The organism is Amycolatopsis sp. NPDC104819 (genome assembly GCF_055583145.1).
Genome location: NZ_JBVJON010000006.1, coordinates 465163 through 485066, shown reverse-complemented (window position 1 = coordinate 485066; position 19904 = coordinate 465163). Strand labels below are relative to the sequence as shown.

The window sequence follows — 19904 nt, the reverse complement described above, 5'->3', positions numbered from 1 at the left end:
CGGTTTCGTCGTGTGAACGGCGAAAATCTGCGCACTGAGCGGCCGGTTCCCGGCCACGCCTACCAGCTGTTGGGGTTCGAGGAGGCCGCTGGTGGTGACGAGGTGTTCCGATTACTGGTGCCGGCACGGATCGTCGAGCCGACCAGCAAGCTGGACAGTCCGCGGGTGGTCGAGGAGGCAGGTTCCGACCCGCCGGCGGGTCTCAAGTGGCGTCTGCCCGCGTTCGCGAAAGAGTCCTGGCGGCAGAAGCTGGCCCCAGCGTGCGCCCGCACCGCTGATCCGGGGCCGGCGTCACTGGTTCTCCACGATGTGTCCACCTTGTACTTCGAGACGGATGCCGGGGACGGGTTCCGTGAGCCCGGGTTCTCCGAAGAACGCCGCCTGGAGCCGCAGATCACGATCGGGCTGCTCACCGACGCAAGCGGGTTTCCGTTGATGGTCAACGCGTTCGAGGGCAACCGGGGCGAGACAACTACGCACCTGACGGTCGTGTTCGCCGCCCTGGCCGTCGGCAGGTGGGTCGAGCAGGCCACCGGCTGGTCGATCAAGAAGTTCGTGCGCACCACCCGCCGCCACCGCACCATCAACATCCAGGCCGGCGAGCACGCCCTCACCGCCGTCGACCCGCTACCCGACGACCTCCGCGATGCCCTCACCCGCATCCACGACCGCGGTGCGCACTGATTTGAGCCAAGTCAGGTATCCGCTGCCCGTGGTCAGGTTCACCGCCGTCTGTGAACTCTTCGCCGTTGTCGGGCTGATTCTTCCCGTTCTCCTTGGATGCACAGCCGGCTGGCCGTCGTGGAGCACAAACCGGCCGAATGGCGCAACGTCGGGGTCAACGCCCTGATCCTCGCCGTCTGCGTGTTCGTCGCGGCGGGCCGACTGCGAAGATAACGGAACGATAACTCATCCGGTCCAATATTCCCTGGTGCTTCACGCCGTGTTCGCCATGGGGACAGCGCCCGTTGGCGCGCTCCGGCGAGCGTGTGCGGCGTGCGAATCCTCATCGTGGGCGGTGGTGTGCTCGGCACACTGCACGCCTGGCAGGCCGTCGAACGCGGCCACGACGTCGTCCAGCTCGAACGCGAACCCGAGGCCCGCGGCGCTTCCGTGCGGAACTTCGGCCTGGTCTGGGTGGGTGGCCGGGCCTCGGGCGCCGAGCTGGCGACCGCGGGGCGCGCCCGGCTGCTGTGGGAGCGGATCGGCGAGCGCGTCCCGGCGCTCGGCTTCCGCGCCAACGGCTCGCTGACCGTCGTCCGGACCGACGCCGAACTCGCCGTCGCGCGCGAAGTCGCCGAAGGGCCCGAAGCCGCCGAACGCGGCTACAAGCTCCTCGACGCCGCCGAGACCCGTGAGCTGAACCCCGCTCTGCGGGGGGACTTCCTGGGTGCGCTGTGGTGCGAGCGGGACGGTGCCGTCGAGCCGCGCACCGCCCAGCCCGCGCTGCGCGCCGAGCTGGCCAAGACCGGCCGGCACACCTGGTGGCCGGGCCGGGAGGTGCGGCACCTCACCGCCACCGGCGTCGTCGACGACCGCGGTGAGCGGCACGAAGGGGACGTCGTCCTCTTCTGCACCGGCGCGTGGACCGGCGGCCTCGTCCGCGAGCTGGCCGGCGACCCGCCGGTGCGGAAGGTCCGGCTGCAGATGGCGCAGACCGAGCCGCTCGGCGAGGAGCTGACCACGAGTGTCGCCGACGGTGACAGCTTCCGCTACTACCCCGCCTACCGCGGCCCGGCGCTCGACGCCCTCGCCGAAACCCAGCCCCAGGGTGACGTCGCCGCGGCGCACCGCATGCAGCTGCTGCTCGTCCAGCGGCTCGACGGCTCGCTGACCATCGGCGACACCCACGAGTACGACCAGCCGTTCTCCTTCGACGTCACCGAAGACCCGTACGAGCACCTCGCTGACGTCGCCTCGACGCTCCTCGGCCGCCCGCTGCCGCGGCTGCGGCGCCGCTGGGCCGGGGTGTACGCGCAGACCACCGACACCGGCCGGATCGTGCACCGCGCGCGCGTCGCGGACAACGCCTTCCTGATCACCGGACCGGGCGGGCGCGGCATGACCTGCGCGCCCGCCATCGCCGAAGACACCGCCGAGGAGCTGGGACTGTGACCACCGAACTCGTCGTCCTCGACATGGCCGGCACGACCGTCGCCGACGACGGCCTCGTCGTGCGCGCCTTCACCGCCGCGATCGAAACCCTCGGGGTGCCCGAGGCACGGCACCCCGACATGCTGCGCTACGTCGTCGACACGATGGGCCAGTCGAAGATCACCGTCTTCCGCGCCCTGATGGACGGCGAAACCCAAGCACAGCAAGCGAACTCGGCCTTCGAGGCCGCCTATGGAAAGCTCGTCGCCGACGGCGCGTGCGCCCCGATCCCCGGCGCCGAAGACGTCATCCGCGGCCTGCGCGAAGACGGCGTCAAGGTCGCCTTCACCACCGGGTTCGCCCCGGCCACCCAGCACGCCATCCTCGACGCGCTGGGCTGGCAGGGCCTCGCCGACCTCGTGCTCGCCCCGGGCGACGGCGTCCGCGGGCGCCCGTTCCCCGACCTCGTCCTCGCCGCGGCGCTGCGGCTGGAAGTCACCGACGTGCGGCACATCGCCGTCGCCGGGGACACCCCGTCCGACGTCCTCACCGGACTCCGTTCCGGCGCCTCCGTCGTCGCGGGCGTCCTGACCGGCGCCGGCCGCCGCGAAGACCTCGCCGCGGCCGGCGCCACCCACGTCCTCGCCTCCGTCTCCGAACTCCCCGCCGTGCTCGAAGGAGAACCCCGATGAAGAAGACCCTGGCCGCCGTCCTCGCGGTGGCGCTGACCGCGCTGCTCGCCGCCTGCGGCGGCACCGGCGCCGCCTCCGCCGGCGGCAAGACCGTCACCATGTACACAGTGGACGGTCTCGAAGACTGGTACACCGCCCGGTTCGCCGAGTTCAAGGAGCAGACCGGCATCACCGTCCAGGCCGTGACGGCGGGGTCCGGCGAGGTCGCCTCCCGCGTCGAGAAGGAGAAGGCCAACACCCAGGCCGACGTCCTCGTCACGCTCCCGCCGTTCATCCAGCGGGTCGCCGGGCTGCTGCAGCCGTACACCCCGCAGGGTGCGGACAAGGTGCCGGACAAGGACCCGCAGGGCCGCTTCGCCGCGATGATGAACAACTACCTCAGCTTCATCCGCAACCCGCAGGTCGCGCCGAAGACCTGGGACGACCTCCTCGACCCGAAGCTCAAGGGCAAGGTGCAGTACTCCACGCCCGGTGAGGCCGGCGACGGCACCGCCGTGCTCCTGCAGCTCCAGCACATCCTCGGCGAGCAGGGCGCGCTCGACTACCTCGGCAGACTCGAAGCGAACAACGCCGGCCCGTCGTCGTCCACCGGCAAGCTGCAGCCCAAGGTCGCCAAGGGCGAGCTGCTGGTCGCCAACGGCGACGTCCAGATGAACCTCGCCGAGATCGCCAAGAGCGGCGGCTTCGACGTGTTCTTCCCGGCCGACGCCCAGGGCACGCGCTCGACGTTCGCGCTGCCCTACTACGCCGGGCTGGTGACGAACGCGCCGCACCCGGACGACGCGAAGAAGCTGCTCGACTTCCTGTTCTCGCCCGGAGTCCAGGCCAAGACCGCCGACGCGTTCGGCATCCCGGCCCGGTCCGACGTCACCGCGAGCGGCCCGAACGCCGGGAAGATCAAGGCCGCGCTCGAGGGCGTCGACATCTGGCAGCCGGACTGGACCGCCGTGCTCGGCAAGCTGGACGCCGACCTGGCCGCCTACAAGAAGGCCGTCGGCCGATGACGCCGGCGGTCGAGTTCCGCGGTGTCTCCGTCCACTTCGGACAGACGACGGCGTTGGACACGCTCGACCTGACCGTGGCCCGTGGGGAGACCCTCGCCCTGCTCGGGCCGTCCGGCTCCGGCAAGTCCACGGCGCTCAAGGCCCTCGCGGGGTTCGTGCGGCCCAGCGCGGGCCGGGTCTTCCTGGCCGGCGAGGACGTCACCGACCTGCCGCCGCACCGGCGCGGGCTCGGCGTGGTGGTGCAGAGCTACGCGCTGTTCCCGCACCTGCGCGTCGACGCCAACGTCGCGTTCGGGCTCAAGGCCCGGCGGGCGCCGCGCGCCGAGGTGGCGGCGCGGGTCGCCGAGGTCCTCGACCTGGTCGGCATGGGTGCCTACGCCCGCCGGTTCCCGCGTGAGCTGTCCGGGGGCCAGCAGCAGCGGGTCGCGCTCGCCCGGGCGCTGGCCATCCGGCCGGACGTGCTGCTGCTCGACGAGCCACTGTCCGCTTTGGACGCCGCGCTGCGCGAGGACATGATCGCGGAGCTGCTGCGGCTGCGCGCCGAGCTGCCGGACACCACGCTCGTCTACGTGACCCACGACCAGGGCGAGGCCCTCGCGCTCGCCGACCGCATCGCCGTCATGCGCGACTCGCGGCTGGTCGAGACCGGCCCGTGCGAGCAGCTCTACCGGCGCCCGGCCACCGAGTTCACCGCGAGCTTCCTCGGCGCGGCCAACCTCATCCCGGTCGACCTGGTCAGCGACGGGCGGCCCGCGACCGTCCGGCTCGGCGAGCGCGTGCTGACCGCCGAGCCGACCGGCGCGCTCGGCGCCGGACCGGTCGCGCTCGGCGTGCGCCCGCACCGCGTCGGGGTCGGCGAGCCCGGCGCGGACACCCTCCCGGCGCTGGTCCGGGCGGTGCAGTGGCGCGGCACCGGCTACCGCCTGGACCTGGAGCTGGCCGGGGGCGCGGTCATCCGGGCCGAGGTGGCCGACGCGTTCACCGTCGGGTCGGCGGTCGGGGTGTCGATCCCGGACGGCTGCCCGCTGGTGGGGGTCGGCGCATGACCGGCGTCGCGATGCCCCTCGTGAGTGATAATTCGGGTTCTAACCCTACTTACCACTCACGACGAGGTGGGGTCTGGCTGCTGCCGCCGCTGGTGGTCGTCGCGGTCTTCTTCGGGTACCCGCTGGTCCTGGTGGCCGGGCAGTCCCTGACCACCGGCAGCGGGCTCGGCCTGGCGGTGTGGGGTGAGGTGCTCGGCTCGGCGGAGTTCCGGGACGCGGCGTGGCAGACCGTGTTGCTGGCGCTGGGCGCGACCACCGGCTGTGTGCTGCTCGGCACGTTCCTCGCCCTGGTGATCGCGTTCGTCCCGTTCCCGGGCGCGCGGACGCTGTCACGGCTGGTCGACACCGTGCTCGCGTTCCCGTCGTTCCTCATCGCGCTGGCGTTCACGTTCCTCTACGGCAGCGCTGGTGTGTTCGGCGCGGGCGGCTTCCTGTACTCGCCCTGGGGCGTGCTGCTCGCCGAGATCACCTTCTACACGCCGTTCGTGATGCGGCCCGCGCTCGCGGCGTTCGGGCAGGTCCCGGGCGTGCACCTGGACGTCGCGGCGTCGCTGGGCGCGCGGCCCGGGCGGGTGCTGCGGCAGGTCGTGCTCCCGGCGGCGCTGCCGTCGCTGGCCTCGGGCGCCTGCCTGACGCTGCTGCTCGCGCTCAACGAGTTCGGCATCGTGCTCTTCCTCGGCGCCAAGGGTGTCACGACGTTGCCGATGCTGGTCTACGGCAAGGGGATCGTCACGTTCGACTTCCCGGCGGCGAGCGTCGCCGCGCTGGTCGACGTCGCGATTTCGCTGCTGCTGTACGGGAGTTACCGGGTCCTGTCCGGAAGGGGGAGCCGTGCTGCTGTGGACGCGGCGTAGCAAGCTGCTGCTGTGGCTGGTGTTCGGCGTGGTGTTCACCCTCGTGGTGGCCGCGCCGCTGGTGATGCTCGTGCTCGCGTCGTTCGCCGGGCACTGGACCGGCGTGCTGCCCGGCGGGTTCACCCTCGGGCACTACGCCGGGGCGTTGTCGGGGGAGACGTTCGCGAGCCTGTCGGTGAGCATCCAGACCGGGGTCATCGCGGGCGCGGCGGCCGTGCTGCTCGGGACGTGGGCCGCGCTCGCCGCGGAAACCGCATCGCGGCGGCTGCGGCAGTTCGCCGACACGGCGTTCCACCTGCCGATCGCGGTGCCGTCGGTGGTGCTGGGGCTGGCGCTGCTGGTGGCGTTCAGCCGGCCGCCGCTGGCGTTCAACGGCACCCGCTGGATCGTGCTGCTCGGGCACCTGCTGATCCTGCTGCCCTTCGCCTACAGCACGGTGTCGGCCGCGCTCGCCCGCGTCGACCCGCTGCTCGCGCAGGCCGCGGCGTCGCTGGGGGCGTCCCCGGCCCGGGTGCTCCTGCGGGTGCGCGTCCCGGTGCTGCTGCCGGCGATGACGGCGTCGGCGAGCCTCGCGCTCGCGATGTCGATGGGGGAGCTGGGCGTGACGATGATGCTGTACCCGCCGGACTGGCGCACGCTCCCGGCGAGCATCTTCGCCCTCACCGACCGCGGCCAGGTGTTCCTCGCCTCCGCGGCGACGGTGGTGCTGCTCGGGGTGACCCTCGCGGGGGTGGTCCTGCTCGGCCTGGTCCGCGGCCGGGCGGCCCATCGCTGAGGGGATGCAACCCGGCGGGCGTCCGCTCCGTCTGGCAGGTATGCGCAAACTGCTGGGAGCGAGCCTGCTGCTGTTCACCGTGACGGCGTGCGGAGCCGGCACCGGCGGCGCTCCGGCGGGCAGTCCCGCCCCGGCGACGTCGGTGCCGGGCACGGTCACGCCGACCCTGGACCCGTCGTCGCCGCCGGTGGCCCCGCCGCCGTCGCAGACGGTCGGGCGCCCGACGCAGGGCATCGCGCCCGGGGACGACGTCATCGCCGAGAGCCAGGTCGACGCGCGCGGGCTGCCGGAGGGCTACCCGCGCACGCTGACCCGCAGCATCGACGGCAAGCAGGTGATCCTCGGCGCCGAGGAGGGCGGCTGCCGCCGCGTCTCGGCCCGCCTCGGCGACCAGACACCGCAGCAGGTGGTCGTGCTGATCGCCGTCTCCGCCGCGAAGAAGGGGCAGATGTGCCCGGACTACATCCGGGAGATCAGCATCCCGCTGACCCTGGCCGCGCCCCTCGGCACCCGCACGGTCGTCCTCCGCCAGGGCTGACGGCCTTCAGCCGGCGGCCGCCGCGGCCATGACCGGGTGCCGGCGGGTGGCGTCGAAGATCAGGGTGATCGCCTCGATCCGGTCGTCCCGCAGGCGGAAGTGCTCGGCCGTGCGCTGGGTTCCCACCGGCGTCGCGGTCCAGGTGGCGGGTCAGGTGGTGCTGGTCCGGGCGAGCACGGAACGCCGGTCCGCCGGGGCGGGCACGCGGATCGCGAGCTCGCCCCGCTCGAGCGTGTCGACCAGGCCGGTCACGTTCCGCGAACTGACCCCGGCGGCAGCGGCCAGGTCCGTCCGGATCGCCGCGAACGGTGGGAGGGCCGCCCCGGGATGCCCTCCCAGACCACGTCAGCACCCTTTTCGACAGAAATTCACCGGATCGGCCACCGGTGCAACCCGCCGCCCGCCCCGTTCCGTCTTCGGGACATGAGGTACTTAGCGAAGGTGGTCGGAACAGGCGCGATCCTCTTGACGGCCACGGCCTGTGCCGGCCAGGACCTGCCCACCAGTCAACCCGCGGCCGGCGGCAGCTCGGTCGCCCCCACCGGCAGCGTTTCGACCTCGCCGAGCGAGTCGGTCCTGCCGGCGCCGCCGAACCAGCCGGGCAAACCCCGGCTCGAGGTGCCCGAGGGCAGCACCCCGGTGCCGCCGAACAAGGTCGACGCCGCCGCGCTGCCCGCCAACTACCCGCACGAGGTGTGGACGGCGAACGGCGGCACGATCCTCAACATCCGCGCCCAGGAGGGCGGCTGCGGCCACGCCCTCGGCGAGGCGACCGAGCAGGCGGGCGACCGCGTGGTCGTCAACCTGAGCGAGACCAAGGCGCAGACCGGCCAGATGTGCACGATGGACATCCGGTACCCGGTGATCTCCGTCGCCCTGGCGGCGCCGCTGGACCAGCGCACCGTCGTGTTGAAGACGACCAAATGATCTAGGCTCGGGTGATGGGTAGCCGTCAGGTCTCACGCACCGCGATCGTCGCCACGACCCCGGAGAAGATCTTCGGGCTCCTGGCCGATCCGGCCCAGCACCCGCTCATCGACGGGTCCGGCACGGTCCGGGCCGCCCAGTCCGGCGGCCCGGACCGGCTCGCGCTCGGCGCGAAGTTCGGCATGGACATGAAGATGGGCGCGTCCTACAAGATCCTCAACACCGTGGTCGAGTTCGAAGAGGGCCGGCTGATCGCCTGGCGGCACTTCAACGGCCACCGCTGGCGCTGGCGGCTCGAACCCGTCGACGGCGGCCGCACCGAGGTCACCGAGACCTTCGACTGGTCGACGGCGAAGTTCCCGCTCGCCATCAGCCTCAGCCCGTTCCCGCGCAAGAACGCCGAAGGCATCGAGAAGACGCTGGCCCGGCTCACGGAGCTGTTCCCGGCCTGACGAGGGCCACGCACATTAGTTGTACGATGCTTAATATTGTCCGTGCAACTAAAGTGGGGTAGTCGGTGCCACAGCCGGTCCGGCGGCGAGTGGTCCTCGCCGTCTGCTGCATGAGCCTCTTCATCGTCGGGCTCGACAACACGATCGTGAACCTCGCGCTCCCGGCGATCCGGGACGATCTGGGCGCGTCGGTGTCGAGTCTGCAGTGGACGATCGACGCGTACACGCTCGTCCTGGCGAGCCTGCTCATGCTGTCCGGCTCGACCGCCGACCGCGTCGGCCGCCGCAGGACCTTCCAGACCGGTCTCGCGCTGTTCAGCCTCGGCTCGCTGCTGTGCGGGGTCGCGCCGAACGTCGGGCTGCTGGTCGCCTTCCGCGCGCTGCAGGCGATCGGCGGGTCGATGCTCAACCCGGTCGCGCTTTCCATCGTCACCAACATCTTCACCGAGCCCCGCGAGCGCGCCCGCGCGATCGGCGTCTGGGCCGGGGTGGTCGGGCTGAGCATGGCGGTCGGGCCGGTGGTCGGCGGCGCGCTCGTCGGCTGGGCCGGCTGGCGCTCGATCTTCTGGATCAACGTCCCGGTCGGCGTGGCCGCGATCGTGCTCACGGCGCTGTTCGTCCCCGAGTCGCGTTCTCCGCGCCCGCGGCGGCTCGACCCGGTGGGCCAGCTGCTGGTGATGGTCCTGCTGGCGTCGGTCACCTACGGGATCATCGAAGGCCGCGGCACCGGCTGGGGCTCGCCGCCGATCGTCGCCTGTTTTGTGGTCGCCGCGGTCGCGTTGGCGGTGCTGCTGCCCTACGAACGCCGACGGCGGGATCCGTTGCTGGAGCTCAGGTTCTTCCGCAGCGTCCCGTTCTCCGGTGCGACGCTCACCGCGGTCACCGGGTTCTCCGCGCTCGCGGGCTTCCTCTTCCTCAACACGCTGTACCTGCAGGAGAACCGCGGGTTTTCCGCGCTGCACGCGGGATTGCTGACCCTGCCGATGGCGGCGGTGACGGCGGTGTGCGCGCCGCTGTCGGGCCGGGTGGTCGGCGCGCGCGGGCCGCGGCTGCCGCTGCTGGTCGCGGGCGCGGGGATCACGATCGCCGGGTTCGTGCTCGCCGGGATCGGCCCGGCCACGCCGGTTCCGGTGCTGGTGCTGGGTTACGCGGTCTTCGGCGCCGGCTTCGGCATGCTCAACGCGCCGATCACGAACGCGGCGGTGTCCGGCATGCCCCGCGAGCGCGCGGGTCTCGCGGCGGCGGTGGCCTCGACCAGCCGTCAGGTGGGGATCTCGCTCGGGGTCGCGGTCATCGGCGCGGTCGTCGCGGCCGGGGAGCCGACGGTCGCGCCGGGGACGGGACACCTCGCGTGGGGGATCGTCGCGGGCTGCGGAGTGCTGGTGTTCGCCCTCGGCCTGGCGACGACGGGCCGCTGGGCGCTGGCCACCGCGGCCCGGGTCAATGGTCCGGACCACGACGTGGCGCCGGTCGGCTGAGCTTCTTCGAAGCCGTCGAAAACTCTTCGCAAATCCGGTGAACCGACGCTGTTACCGAGCCGTATCCATGGTTGAGGTGGTGATCAGAGAGGAGGGGCACATGCCCCGGTTGAGCAGTGGTCGGCACCGCAAACAGGCGACCGTCGGTCTGGCCGCGTTGCTGGGTGTTTCCGGCGTCACCGCGGCCGCGATCGCGCTGAGCAGTCCCGCGGGCAACGCGGCCGAAGCGCCGAAGGAGAACTGTGGCGGGCTCGACACCGCCCTGCAGAACAACTTGAACTTCATCGCGGGACAGCAGGCGAACCCAGACGCGCAGTCGGCCGCGAGGATCGCCAACCGGCAGGCGGTCGTGGACCTGATCCAGCAGCGGCGGCAGGTCGCGGGCTGCACGGCGAACGTCGCGGCGAACAACGGCGCGCCGGCCCAGCAGGCTCCGGCCCAGCAAGCGCCGGCCGCGCAGGCCCCGGCGCAGCAGGCGCCCGCGCAGCAGAACCAGAACCAGGCCGGGGCGAACACCGGGAACCAGGGCGCGACCGGCGACGTCGTGTGCGCCGGCTCCACCGTGACGCTCTCGGGCGAAGGGGGCGCGCCGGCCGCGTCGAGCAACCAGTTCCCGGCGGGGACGAAGCTGAAGGTGACCAACCTGGACAACTCGAAGTCCACGACGGTCGAGGTGACCTCGGTGTCGGGCAGCTGCACGCTGCTCAACAACGCGGCCTTCGAACAGGTGCGGGAACCCGGAAAGTTCCTCATCCGGCGCGCGCGGATCGAGCGCGTCGGCTGAGGGAGCAGGGAAGGAAAGGGGGCATCGGCGGCGGGCCGGTGTCCCCTTCCCCTGTGTCCTAACGGAAGCTGATCTGCAGCACCGGGTCGCCGGTGCTGGCGAAGAAGTCGTTGCCCTTGTCGTCGATGACGATGAACGCGGGGAAGTCCTCGACCTCGATCTTCCAGACGGCTTCCATGCCGAGCTCGGCGTACTCGAGGACGTCGACCTTCTTGATGCAGTCCTGCGCGAGCCGCGCGGCCGGGCCGCCGATCGAGCCGAGGTAGAAGCCGCCGTGCGTCTGGCACGCGGAGGTCACCTGCTTCGAGCGGTTTCCCTTGGCCAGCATGACGAGTGAGCCGCCGGCGGCCTGGAACTGCTCGACGTAGGAGTCCATCCGCCCGGCCGTCGTGGGCCCGAACGAGCCGGACGCGTAGCCCTCCGGCGTCTTGGCCGGGCCCGCGTAGTAGACCGGGTGGTTCTTCAGGTAGTCCGGCATCTCCTCGCCGGCGTCGAGGCGCTCGGCGATCTTCGCGTGCGCGATGTCACGCGCGACGACCAGCGGCCCGGTGAGCGAAAGCCGCGTCTTGACCGGCAGCTGCGAGAGCTGCGCGCGGATCTCGGCCATCGGCCGGTTGAGGTCGACGCTCACGACGTCGTCCGAGAGGTCCTCTTCGGTGATCTCGGGGAGGAAGCGGGCGGGGTCGCGCTCGAGCTGTTCGATGAAGACGCCGTCGGCGGTGATCTTGGCCTTGGCCTGACGGTCGGCCGAGCAGCTGACGGCGACGCCGACCGGGCAGCTGGCGCCGTGGCGGGGGAGCCGGATGACGCGGACATCGTGGCAGAAGTACTTGCCGCCGAACTGCGCGCCGATGCCGAACTGGCGGGTCATCTCGAGGACCTGCTGTTCGAGGTCGCGGTCGCGGAAGGCGTGTCCCAGCTCGGAACCCTCCTGCGGCAAGTTGTCGAGATAACGCGCCGAAGCGAGCTTTGCGACCTTCAAGTTGAACTCGGCGGACATGCCGCCGACGACGATGGCGAGGTGGTACGGCGGGCAGGCCGCGGTGCCGAGGCTGCGCAGCTTCTCGTCGAGGAAGCGCGCGAGCCGCTTCGGGTTCAGGACGGCTTTTGTTTCCTGGTAGAGGAAAGTCTTGTTGGCGCTGCCGCCGCCCTTGGCCATGAAGAGGAACTCGTAGGACGGGTCGCCCTCTTTGTGGTAGAGCTCGATCTGCGCGGGGAGGTTGGTGCCGGTGTTGCGCTCGTCCCAGAAGTTGACCGGCGCCATCTGCGAGTAGCGCAGGTTCAGCTGCTGGTAGGCGTCGAAGATGCCCTGCGAGAGCGCGCGCTCGTCGTCCCCGCCGGTGAGCACGCCTTCGCCGCGCTTGCCGATGACGATCGCGGTGCCGGTGTCCTGGCACATCGGGAGGACGCCGCCGGCGGAGATGGCTGCGTTGCGGAGGAGGTCCATCGCGACGAAGCGGTCGTTGCCGCTGGCTTCGGGGTCGTCGACGATGGCGCGGAGCTGCTCGAGGTGTGACGTGCGCAACAGGTGCTGGATGTCTTTGATCGCGGTGCGCGCGAGGGTGGTCAGCGCTTTTGGCTCGATCTTCAGGAAGGTCCGCCCGGCGGCTTCGACGGTCTCGACGCCCTCGTCGGTGACCAGCCGGTACTCGGTCTTGGTGTCCTTGCCGAGGGGGAGGACTTCGGTGTGCTGAAACGTGGTGGTGGACGGCACTGCCAGGCTCCTTTGCCAGCTCCGGGATCGGTCCACCTTACGCAGGATGGCCGGGGGTGGGATGGGCGCACCTGGGTCGGTGTGGGGGACCCCACTTGGGGTTGGTGTGGGGGAGGGGTGTGGGGCGTTATGGGCTGTCCTGCGCGGGTGTTGCTGTGGGCCATCCCGCGGTTCTTCGTTCGGCCGCGGCTTCGTGTCCCGACCACCGCGATACTTGGGCTTCGTGTCCCCACCGCCCCGGTGCTCGGGATTCGTAGCCCACCACCCCGAAGTCCGGGTTTTGTGTTCTCGCCACCCCGACGCCCGATTGTGACTACGGCCGGCAGTACCGCGTCAAGGCGGGAAAGATGCCTTGACCCGGCACCGCCGGCCGTGTTCTGGCTTCGGATCGGGGTTGCAGGGGGTCTGGCTGCCTACCTGCCCGGGCTGCCCGCCCGGCTGGTTGCCTACCTGCCTGGGGGGTGCCTTCGGCGTTGAACGCACCGAAGGCCGCCTTGGGGCGCTGGAGAGCCCCTGTCATCGGCGCTTGAACCGCTCGGCGGGCGCGCCTTTGCGGCGGTGAGCTGGTCGGGAGGCCGGGTCCACCCCGACGGACCCGACCTCCCGGGGAGAGCGACCGGATGCGTGCACATCCGGGCGCGTGGTCTGCGCCGGTGCCGGTGGAAGCCGCTAGACGAATGTGGCGTGATGCACGTCATAAGTCAACGCGGCCGAACGGGTGTCGGCGAAGGGTTGCTACCCCCGTTTCGTGGGGGCAAAACCTCTTTTTCGTGGAAAATTTTCCAGTCTGGCGCCGTGAAACCCGGACCTGCTGGTCATCGACACGCAAAAGGGGCGGGCACCTGTAGGTGCCCGCCCCTTTGAGCAGGGTCGATCAGCTGGCGTACGCGCGGAGCCGGTCTGCGCGCTCGCCCTGGCGGAGCTTGGACATGACCTCGCGCTCGATCTGGCGGACGCGCTCGCGGGAGAGCCCGAAGTGCTTGCCGATCTGGTCGAGCGTGCGGGGCTGGCCGTCGTCGAGGCCGTAGCGCAGGCGGATCACGTGCTGCTCGCGGTCGTCCAGGGTCGCCAGGACCCGGCGCAGGTCGTCCTGCAGCAGGCCCGAGATCACCGCACTCTCGGCGTCGGTCGCCTCGGAGTCCTCGATGAAGTCGCCGAGGGGGGCGTCCTCCTCCGTGCCGACCGGCATGTCCAGGCTTACCGGGTCACGCGAGTGGTCGAGCAGGTCGGAGATCTTGTGCGCCGGGATGCCGGACTCGGCCGCCAGCTCGTCGTTCGTCGCGTCGCGGCCGAGCTGCTGGTGCAGGTCGCGCTTGATGCGGGCCAGCTTGTTCACCTGTTCCACCAGGTGGACCGGGAGCCGGATGGTGCGGCCCTGGTCGGCCATGCCCCTGGTGATGGCCTGCCGGATCCACCACGTGGCGTAGGTCGAGAACTTGAACCCCTTGGAGTAGTCGAACTTCTCCACCGCGCGGATCAGGCCCAGGTTCCCCTCCTGGATCAGGTCCAGCAGCGGCATCCCCCGGCCGGTGTACCGCTTGGCCAGCGACACGACGAGGCGCAGGTTGGCCTCGAGCAGGTGGTTCTTCGCCACGTGCCCGTCGCGCACCAGGGCGGCGAGCTCGGTGCGGCGCTTGGTGGTGAGGTTCTCGCCGGTGTCCAGCATGTGCTGGGCGAACACGCCGGCTTCGATGCGCTTCGCGAGCTCGACCTCGTCGGCCGCGGACAGGAGGGCCGTCTTGCCGATGCCGTTGAGGTAGACGCGCACGAGGTCGGCGGCGGGGCTCTGGGCGTCGAGGTCGGCGTCGGTGAGCGCCCCCACGCTCAGCGACGACGGTTCCTCGGACGCCTGAGCCGGGATGCGCTCGCGAATCCCGCGCGACTCGCGTTCGAGAGTCTGGACTGACATTCTGCCTCCCCGGTCACGGGCTGAACGTGCTGCTGCGGTGGTCCGCCGGTGCGCACCCGCGGCCCGGGGCCTGTGGAGCCCGGTACGCCGGTCCGGCCGGCTTGGCTGGACATCTGGCACAACGCTCCGGGTTCCCGAAACGTTCCCGGCTCGCTGAAAAGGAGACGACTCCGGGCGCCCTCCGGTTGCTCCACCATTGCTGAGCTTTTGCTGAGAACGCGCGACCGACGGGAAACCTGAGAATCCCGTGTGAATCGGGCCGGGAACTGAACCCTCCCGAGGTGGTCTAGACCTCTACGAGAACGGTGAACGGGCCGTCGTTGACGCTCGACACCGCCATCATCGCCCCGAACCGTCCCGTTGCCACGGTGGCACCGCGTCCGCGCAGCTCGGCCACCACGGCGTCCACCAACGGTTCGGCGACCTCCGGCCGCGCGGCCTGCGTCCACGACGGCCGCCGGCCTTTCTTCGTGTCGCCGTAGAGCGTGAACTGGCTCACCACGAGCAGTGGCGCATTCGCCGTGGCGCATGATTCTTCGTCGCGGAGCACGCGCAGTTCGTGCAGTTTCCGCGCCATCGTGACGGCCTTCGGCGGGTCGTCGTCGGCGTGGATTCCCAGCAGCACCAGCAAACCCGGCTCGTCGATGGCGCCGACGACCTCACCCGCGACGGTGACGTCCGCCCGGGTGACGCGGGCGGCGACGGCCCTCACTTGCCCGCCGGGACGAGCATCCCGTGGCGGACGAGCTCACGCACGACCGGCAGCGCGGCGGCCGCCAGCTCCGAAGCTTCCAGGCCCTGCGCGGCCGCGAGAAGCTCGATCAGGTCTTCCAGGGGCAACGCGCCGCGGCAGCCCGCGAGCAGCCGCGCGGCCAGCTCGTCGACCTCGTGCTGCCAGCCGGGCCCGTCGGTGCGATGCAACCGCCGGATGGTCGTTTCCCAGCCCTCGTCCCCGGGTTCCTCGACGCTTTCCAGCAAAACCGTGTCGGGCACCACAAAACGGACATTGAGGAGCGAATCACCCGATTCGCGCAGCCATTCCACCCGGTCGAGCCAGCCCGCCGCTTCCGGGCCGAGCGGGTCGTCGTAGGCCTGCCGCAGGTCTTCGCAGACGACCGTCGGGGTCCGCCCCGCCGCGCGCCGCAGGGTGACGAACCCGAAGCCGATGCCGCGGACGTCGTTCGCCGCGAACCAGTCGAGCCACGCCGCCGCCTTCACCCGCCCCTCGGGCGAGCGCGGCTCGATGCCCGCGTCCCGCAGCCACGTGCCGACGTACAGCGCCGGGTCGGCGACGTCCCGCTGGACGAACCAGGCGTCGGTCTCGGCGGGCAGCCAGCGGCTCACCCGGTCGGCCCAGTCCTCGCGGCCGGTGTGCAGCCAGGACGCCAGCAGCTGCCCGACCCCGCCGTCGTTCAGGAAACCCGGGAGCTGCCGGACGACCAGCGCGCTCGCGTCGTCGCCGGCCAGCCCGGAGTCGCGGTAGGTGTAGTCGACCCGTGCCGGGCCGACCACGAACGGCGGGTTGCAGACGACCTGGTCGAACTTCCGCCGCGCGACCGGCGCGAACCACTCGCCGCGCGCGAGCTCGACGTCCAGCTCGTTGAGCCGGAACGTCGCCGCGGCCAGCGCCAGTGCCCGCTCCGAGACGTCGGTGGCGGTCACGCGCTGTGCGTGCCGGGTCGCGTGCAGCGCCTGCACGCCGTTGCCGGTGCCCAGGTCGAGCAGGGTGCCGACCGGGCGGCGGCCGGTCGCGCGGATCAGCGACAGCGACGCGTGGCCGACGCCGAGCACGTGGTCCTCGGGCACCGCGGCGCCGAGCACGTCGGCGTCGAGGTCGGAGACCACCCACCAGGAGCCTTCTTCGTCGCCGTGCGGGCGGACGTCGAGCGCGGCGCGGTAGCCGTCGGCGGCCAGGGTGAGCAGGCCCGCCGAGACCGCGTCCTCCGGCGTCAGCGGCGCGAACGCGGCCTTGACCTGCGTCTCCGGCTCGGTGCCGCCCAGCAGGAACAGTCGGATCAGCGTGCCGAGCTCACCCGCGTCGCGGCTCGCGCGCTCGGCCGGCACCGGCTCGCCGCGGCCCAGCGCCGCGTGGGCGGCGCCGCCGAGGGCGCCCACCACGCCGTCGGCGTCGTAGCCGGTGCGGCGGAAGGCTTCGCGCAGCCTCGCGCAGACGTCGTCGGACAGGTCGGGCAGTACGCTTCGCGTGCTCACGGTGGGTAATGCTGCCACGATGGCCCCTGTGACCCTCGAAGACGTCCTCACCCCGCTCGCCGCGGCGCTGCCCGAGCTCGAAGCGCTGTACATCGACCTCCACCGCCACCCCGAGCTCTCGTTCGCCGAGACCCGGACCGCGGCCGAGCTGGCCCGGCGGCTGGAGCGCGACGGCTACGAGGTGCACACCGGCATCGCCGGCACCGGGATACTGGGCGTCCTGCGCAACGGCGAGGGCCCGACGGTCCTGCTGCGCGCCGACATCGACGCGCTGCCGGTCGAGGAGAAGACCGGGCTGTCGTACGCGAGCACCGAGCGCGGCACGGACGAGCACGGCAAGGACGTCCCGGTCATGCACGCCTGCGGGCACGACATGCACGCGACCTGGCTCTCCGGCGCCGCCGCGCTGCTCGCGAAGGGCCGTGACACGTGGTCAGGCACGCTGCTGGTGGTGTTCCAGCCCGGCGAGGAGAGCGCGGGCGGGGCGTCGGCGATGGTCCGCGACGGCCTCTTCGAGATCGCCGGGAAACCGGACGTCGTCTTCGGCCAGCACCTGGTGCCCGGCCCGGCCGGCTGGGTGCTCACCCGGCCCGGCGTGATCATGGCCGCGACCGACACCCTGCGCATCACGCTGCACGGCCGCGGCGGGCACGGCTCGCGCCCCGAGACGACCGTCGACCCGGCCGTGCTGGCCGCGTCCGTGGTGCTCAAGCTGCAGACGATCGTGTCGCGGGAGATCGCGGCCACCGAGTCGGCCGTGGTCACCGTCGGCTCGCTGCACGTCGGCACCGCGAGCAACGTGATCGCCGACGAGGCCGTGCTCGAGGTCAACGTCCGGTCGTTCGACCAGGCGGTCCGGGAGCGGGTGCTGGCCGCGGTCGAGCGGATCGCGAACGGCGAGTCCGCGACGGCCGGCGCGCCGAGGCCGCCCGAGATCGTCCGGTCCGGCTCCTACCCGATCACGGAGAACGACGAAGCCGCCAACAACGCGCTCACCGAGGTCTTCCGCGCCCGCTTCGGCGCCGACGTCGTGCTGCCGGCGCCGCTGGTCACCGGCAGCGAGGACTTCAGCGAGTTCGGCCGCGCTGCCGGCGCGCCGTCGGTGTTCTGGCTGGTCGGCGGCTTCGACCCGGAGACCGTCATCACGGCGATGACCGAAGGCCGCTTCGAACGCGACATCCCGTCGAACCACTCGCCACGGTTCGCCCCGGTGCTGCACCCGACCCTGCGCACCGGCATCGAGACGCTCGTCGCCGCCGCGTTGAGCCGGTTGAGCCACCCCGGTGTCGGATGAGCCGCGCGGGTGGGACGATGGAGAGCGGAGGTGGTGCAGTGACCATGCCCGCCAACGACTCGGACCCGGTGCTGATCACCGCGGCGGCCCCGTCGTACGAAGAGCAGTTCAAGGCTCGCAAGCGCAAGTACGTGATCATGATGGGCTGCCGCATCCCGTGCCTGATCCTGGCCGGGCTGACCTACCACACCTGGTGGCTGGCGCTGGGGTTCCTCGCGATCTCGGTCCCGCTGCCGTGGATCGCGGTGCTGATCGCCAACGACCGCCCGCCGCGCAAGTCCGAGAAGGTCAACACCTACCGGGCCGAGGCGACGGCGATCGAAGGCACCAGCCACCGCGTCATCGACGGCTAGCGGTCACCCCGGCTGCGGGCCCACCTTCCCGACGGCCAGCGCGCCCAGGCGCGTCCCGTGCCGCAGGACGTCCACAGTGGACTCACCGGCCAGCCAGCCGGTGAGCACGCCCGCGTCGAACGCGTCCCCGGCGCCCGTCGAGTCGAGGCATTCGGCCTCGACCGCGGGCACGCTCGTGACGCCACCCGCGTCGACCCAGCTGGCGCCGTCCAGCCCAGCGGTCACCACCACCGCGCCGACCGTGCCGAGCAGCTCCTTCGCCGACGCCGGGTCCGCCGAACCGGTCAGCGCGACCAGCTCTTCGGTGTTCGGCATCAGCAGGTCGGCCCCGCGCACGTCGTCGAGGAAGGCCGCCGGGTCGGTGATGTGCGCGGCCGCCTGCGGGTCGACCGACGTCGTCAACCCCGCTTCCTTCGCCGCGGCCAGCGCCGCGAGCCCGGCCGCGCGCGAGGGCGGGTCCAGCAGCACGTACCCGGACAGGTGCAGGTGGCTCGCGCCCGCCAGCACCTCCGGCGTGACGTCCTCGGGGGAGAAGCGCTGGTTCGCGCCGCGGTCGGCGAGCATGCTGCGCTGCCCGGAGCCGTCGACCATCACCACGACGCAGCACGTCGGCGCCTCGTCGTCGACCGCGAACGCGCACCGCACCCCCGCGGCCTCCAGCTCCGCGCGGATCAGCCGGCCGCCCGGGTCGTTGCCGATCCGGGCGAGCAGCGTCGTCTCCGCGCCGAGGGAACGCAGCCACAGCGCCGTGTTGGCGCCCGAGCCGCCGCCGGTGAACCGGATCCTCGCGCGGGCGTCACCCCCGTGCGGCAACGGCTTCTCGTGCCGGGCGATCACGTCCAGGGCGGCGTCGCCGACCACCACGATCCCGCTCATGCCAGCGCCACCGCCACTTCGGTCGCCAGCTTCGCGTTGTTGAGCACCAAGGCTTCGTTCGCGTCGATGCTCACGCCGCCGCTCGCGGTGTGGAAGTGCTCCAGCAGCACCGGCGTGACTTCCGCGCCGTGCACGCCCCGCTCGGCGACCAGCGCCAGGCCCTCGGCGAGCAGCCGATCGTGCAGCTCTTTGTCCATTTCGGACGCTTCGGGGATCGGGTTCGCCAGCAGGACACCGGAATGCGCGTACGCACGGTGCGCGGCGACCACGGCGGCGGTCTGCTTCGGGTCGTCGACCCGCCAGCCGACCGCGTGGCCCGACGAGCGGAGGTAGAACGCCGGGAAGTCGTCGGTGCGGTAGCCCAGCACCGGCACCGAGTTCGTCTCCAGCACTTCGAGGGTCGCCGGGATGTCGAGGACCGACTTCACGCCGGAGCAGACGACCACGGTCGGCACCTTCGCGAGCACGCCGAGGTCCGCCGAGACGTCCCACGACTGCGCGGCGCCGACGTGCACCCCGCCGAGCCCGCCGGTGGCGAACATCCCGATGCCGGCCGCGGCGGCCAGCGCCGACGTGCTCGCCACGGTCGTCGCGCCCGAGCGGCCGAGGCCGACGGCCGGGCCGAGGTCGCGCAGCGACAGCTTGTCCAGCCCGGCGTCCGGCGCGCAGACGCGCTCGAGCTCGGCGGGGGAGAGGCCGACGACAACCTTGCCGTCGAGCACGGCGATGGTGGCCGGGACGGCGCCGCCGTCGCGCACGACCCGCTCGAGGCGGCGGGCGACGTCGAGGTTGCGGCCCGGCGGCAGGCCGTGGGACAGGATGGTGCTCTCCAGCGCGACGACGGGGTGCCCGTCACGCAGCGCGGAAGCGACCTCTTCGTGCAGGTTGAGTGGGGTGGTCACG

Annotated in this window: 20 protein-coding genes and 1 pseudogene; 14 read left to right on the top strand and 7 right to left on the bottom strand. The window is 71.8% G+C overall.

Annotated elements, in window-relative coordinates:
• Window positions 1-57: 57 nt before the first annotated feature.
• The 8 genes and pseudogenes from ACZ63E_RS21670 to ACZ63E_RS21635 all read left to right on the top strand — a co-directional run.
• Window positions 58-498, top strand: a pseudogene (locus ACZ63E_RS21670) (IS1634 family transposase); the annotation flags it as partial.
• Between the two features lie 498 nt (window positions 499-996).
• Entirely contained in the window at window positions 997-2115 is a 1119-nt protein-coding gene (locus ACZ63E_RS21665) for a TIGR03364 family FAD-dependent oxidoreductase (protein WP_465337921.1), read from the top strand.
• Window positions 2112-2786: a phosphonatase-like hydrolase gene (locus ACZ63E_RS21660; RefSeq protein WP_465337920.1), complete on the top strand. Its 675-nt coding sequence runs from the start codon at window positions 2112-2114 to the stop codon at window positions 2784-2786. The genes ACZ63E_RS21665 and ACZ63E_RS21660 overlap by 4 nt, the downstream gene beginning before the upstream one ends.
• A complete protein-coding gene (locus tag ACZ63E_RS21655) occupies window positions 2783-3790 on the top strand; it encodes a 2-aminoethylphosphonate ABC transporter substrate-binding protein (RefSeq protein ID WP_465337919.1) in 1008 nt (335 codons plus the stop codon). Before ACZ63E_RS21660 ends, ACZ63E_RS21655 begins: the two co-directional genes overlap by 4 nt.
• Window positions 3787-4836 carry an ABC transporter ATP-binding protein gene (locus ACZ63E_RS21650; RefSeq protein WP_465337918.1) on the top strand — a complete coding sequence of 350 codons (1050 nt, stop codon included), beginning with the start codon at window positions 3787-3789 and terminating at the stop codon, window positions 4834-4836. The genes ACZ63E_RS21655 and ACZ63E_RS21650 overlap by 4 nt, the downstream gene beginning before the upstream one ends.
• On the top strand, window positions 4833-5690 hold the full coding sequence (locus ACZ63E_RS21645; protein ID WP_465337917.1) for a 2-aminoethylphosphonate ABC transporter permease subunit: 858 nt from the start codon (window positions 4833-4835) through the stop codon (window positions 5688-5690). The genes ACZ63E_RS21650 and ACZ63E_RS21645 overlap by 4 nt, the downstream gene beginning before the upstream one ends.
• On the top strand, window positions 5668-6465 hold the full coding sequence (locus ACZ63E_RS21640) for an ABC transporter permease (RefSeq protein ID WP_465337916.1): 798 nt from the start codon (window positions 5668-5670) through the stop codon (window positions 6463-6465). The genes ACZ63E_RS21645 and ACZ63E_RS21640 overlap by 23 nt, the downstream gene beginning before the upstream one ends.
• Window positions 6466-6505: 40 nt before the next feature.
• Window positions 6506-7003, top strand: coding sequence for a hypothetical protein (locus ACZ63E_RS21635; RefSeq protein ID WP_465337915.1), 498 nt, complete (start codon window positions 6506-6508; stop codon window positions 7001-7003).
• 150 nt (window positions 7004-7153) lie between these two features.
• On the opposite strand, the gene ACZ63E_RS21630 is transcribed toward ACZ63E_RS21635, so the two are convergent.
• Window positions 7154-7288: a hypothetical protein gene (locus tag ACZ63E_RS21630; protein WP_465338103.1), complete on the bottom strand. Its 135-nt coding sequence runs from the start codon at window positions 7286-7288 to the stop codon at window positions 7154-7156.
• Between the two features lie 156 nt (window positions 7289-7444).
• Between ACZ63E_RS21630 and ACZ63E_RS21625 the strand changes: the two genes are divergently transcribed.
• From ACZ63E_RS21625 to ACZ63E_RS21610, 4 genes are all read left to right on the top strand, one after another.
• Window positions 7445-7930, top strand: a complete 486-nt coding sequence (locus ACZ63E_RS21625; protein ID WP_465338102.1) for a hypothetical protein — start codon at window positions 7445-7447, stop codon at window positions 7928-7930.
• 14 nt (window positions 7931-7944) lie between these two features.
• The gene (locus ACZ63E_RS21620) at window positions 7945-8382 is read left to right on the top strand and encodes an SRPBCC family protein (RefSeq protein WP_465307451.1); all 438 of its coding nucleotides are present in this window, start codon (window positions 7945-7947) and stop codon (window positions 8380-8382) included.
• Between the two features lie 110 nt (window positions 8383-8492).
• The gene (locus ACZ63E_RS21615; RefSeq protein WP_465337914.1) at window positions 8493-9860 is read left to right on the top strand and encodes an MFS transporter; all 1368 of its coding nucleotides are present in this window, start codon (window positions 8493-8495) and stop codon (window positions 9858-9860) included.
• A gap of 100 nt (window positions 9861-9960) precedes the next feature.
• Complete coding sequence (locus tag ACZ63E_RS21610) at window positions 9961-10644, top strand: hypothetical protein (RefSeq protein WP_465337913.1); 684 nt, start codon at window positions 9961-9963, stop codon at window positions 10642-10644.
• 58 nt (window positions 10645-10702) lie between these two features.
• Here ACZ63E_RS21610 and ACZ63E_RS21605 read toward each other — a convergent pair whose 3' ends face one another.
• The 4 genes from ACZ63E_RS21605 to ACZ63E_RS21590 form a co-directional block, all read right to left on the bottom strand.
• Entirely contained in the window at window positions 10703-12358 is a 1656-nt protein-coding gene (locus ACZ63E_RS21605; protein WP_465337912.1) for a fumarate hydratase, read from the bottom strand.
• Between the two features lie 874 nt (window positions 12359-13232).
• Window positions 13233-14267: a sigma-70 family RNA polymerase sigma factor gene (locus tag ACZ63E_RS21600; RefSeq protein ID WP_465307443.1), complete on the bottom strand. Its 1035-nt coding sequence runs from the start codon at window positions 14265-14267 to the stop codon at window positions 13233-13235.
• A gap of 286 nt (window positions 14268-14553) precedes the next feature.
• Complete coding sequence (gene dtd / locus ACZ63E_RS21595) at window positions 14554-14979, bottom strand: D-aminoacyl-tRNA deacylase (RefSeq protein ID WP_465307441.1); 426 nt, start codon at window positions 14977-14979, stop codon at window positions 14554-14556.
• Window positions 14976-16478 carry a DUF7782 domain-containing protein gene (locus tag ACZ63E_RS21590; RefSeq protein WP_465337911.1) on the bottom strand — a complete coding sequence of 501 codons (1503 nt, stop codon included), beginning with the start codon at window positions 16476-16478 and terminating at the stop codon, window positions 14976-14978. The genes dtd and ACZ63E_RS21590 overlap by 4 nt, the downstream gene beginning before the upstream one ends.
• A 28-nt stretch (window positions 16479-16506) precedes the next feature.
• Between ACZ63E_RS21590 and ACZ63E_RS21585 the strand changes: the two genes are divergently transcribed.
• A complete protein-coding gene (locus ACZ63E_RS21585) occupies window positions 16507-17772 on the top strand; it encodes an amidohydrolase (protein ID WP_465338101.1) in 1266 nt (421 codons plus the stop codon).
• A 17-nt stretch (window positions 17773-17789) separates the two neighbouring features.
• The gene (locus ACZ63E_RS21580) at window positions 17790-18125 is read left to right on the top strand and encodes a DUF3099 domain-containing protein (protein ID WP_465337910.1); all 336 of its coding nucleotides are present in this window, start codon (window positions 17790-17792) and stop codon (window positions 18123-18125) included.
• Window positions 18126-18128: 3 nt separating this feature from the next.
• Here the strand turns inward: ACZ63E_RS21580 and ACZ63E_RS21575 are convergent, their stop codons facing one another.
• Window positions 18129-19001, bottom strand: a complete 873-nt coding sequence (locus tag ACZ63E_RS21575) for a carbohydrate kinase family protein (protein ID WP_465337909.1) — start codon at window positions 18999-19001, stop codon at window positions 18129-18131.
• The gene (locus ACZ63E_RS21570; RefSeq protein WP_465337908.1) at window positions 18998-19903 is read right to left on the bottom strand and encodes a pseudouridine-5'-phosphate glycosidase; all 906 of its coding nucleotides are present in this window, start codon (window positions 19901-19903) and stop codon (window positions 18998-19000) included. Before ACZ63E_RS21570 ends, ACZ63E_RS21575 begins: the two co-directional genes overlap by 4 nt.
• Between the last annotated feature and the right edge of the window lies 1 nt (window position 19904).

Bases quoted from the DNA above. Each gene is read 5' to 3' on its own strand.
- ACZ63E_RS21580 (WP_465337910.1), top strand. From the start codon at position 17,790: ATGGAGAGCGGAGGTGGTGCAGTGACCATGCCCGCCAACGACTCGGAC.
- ACZ63E_RS21645 (WP_465337917.1), top strand. From the start codon at position 4,833: ATGACCGGCGTCGCGATGCCCCTCGTGAGTGATAATTCGGGTTCTAAC.
- ACZ63E_RS21615 (WP_465337914.1), top strand. From the start codon at position 8,493: ATGAGCCTCTTCATCGTCGGGCTCGACAACACGATCGTGAACCTCGCG.
- ACZ63E_RS21650 (WP_465337918.1), top strand. From the start codon at position 3,787: ATGACGCCGGCGGTCGAGTTCCGCGGTGTCTCCGTCCACTTCGGACAG.
- ACZ63E_RS21610 (WP_465337913.1), top strand. From the start codon at position 9,961: ATGCCCCGGTTGAGCAGTGGTCGGCACCGCAAACAGGCGACCGTCGGT.
- ACZ63E_RS21635 (WP_465337915.1), top strand. From the start codon at position 6,506: ATGCGCAAACTGCTGGGAGCGAGCCTGCTGCTGTTCACCGTGACGGCG.
- ACZ63E_RS21655 (WP_465337919.1), top strand. From the start codon at position 2,783: ATGAAGAAGACCCTGGCCGCCGTCCTCGCGGTGGCGCTGACCGCGCTG.
- ACZ63E_RS21600 (WP_465307443.1), bottom strand. From the start codon at position 14,267: ATGTCAGTCCAGACTCTCGAACGCGAGTCGCGCGGGATTCGCGAGCGC.
- ACZ63E_RS21575 (WP_465337909.1), bottom strand. From the start codon at position 19,001: ATGAGCGGGATCGTGGTGGTCGGCGACGCCGCCCTGGACGTGATCGCC.
- ACZ63E_RS21620 (WP_465307451.1), top strand. From the start codon at position 7,945: ATGGGTAGCCGTCAGGTCTCACGCACCGCGATCGTCGCCACGACCCCG.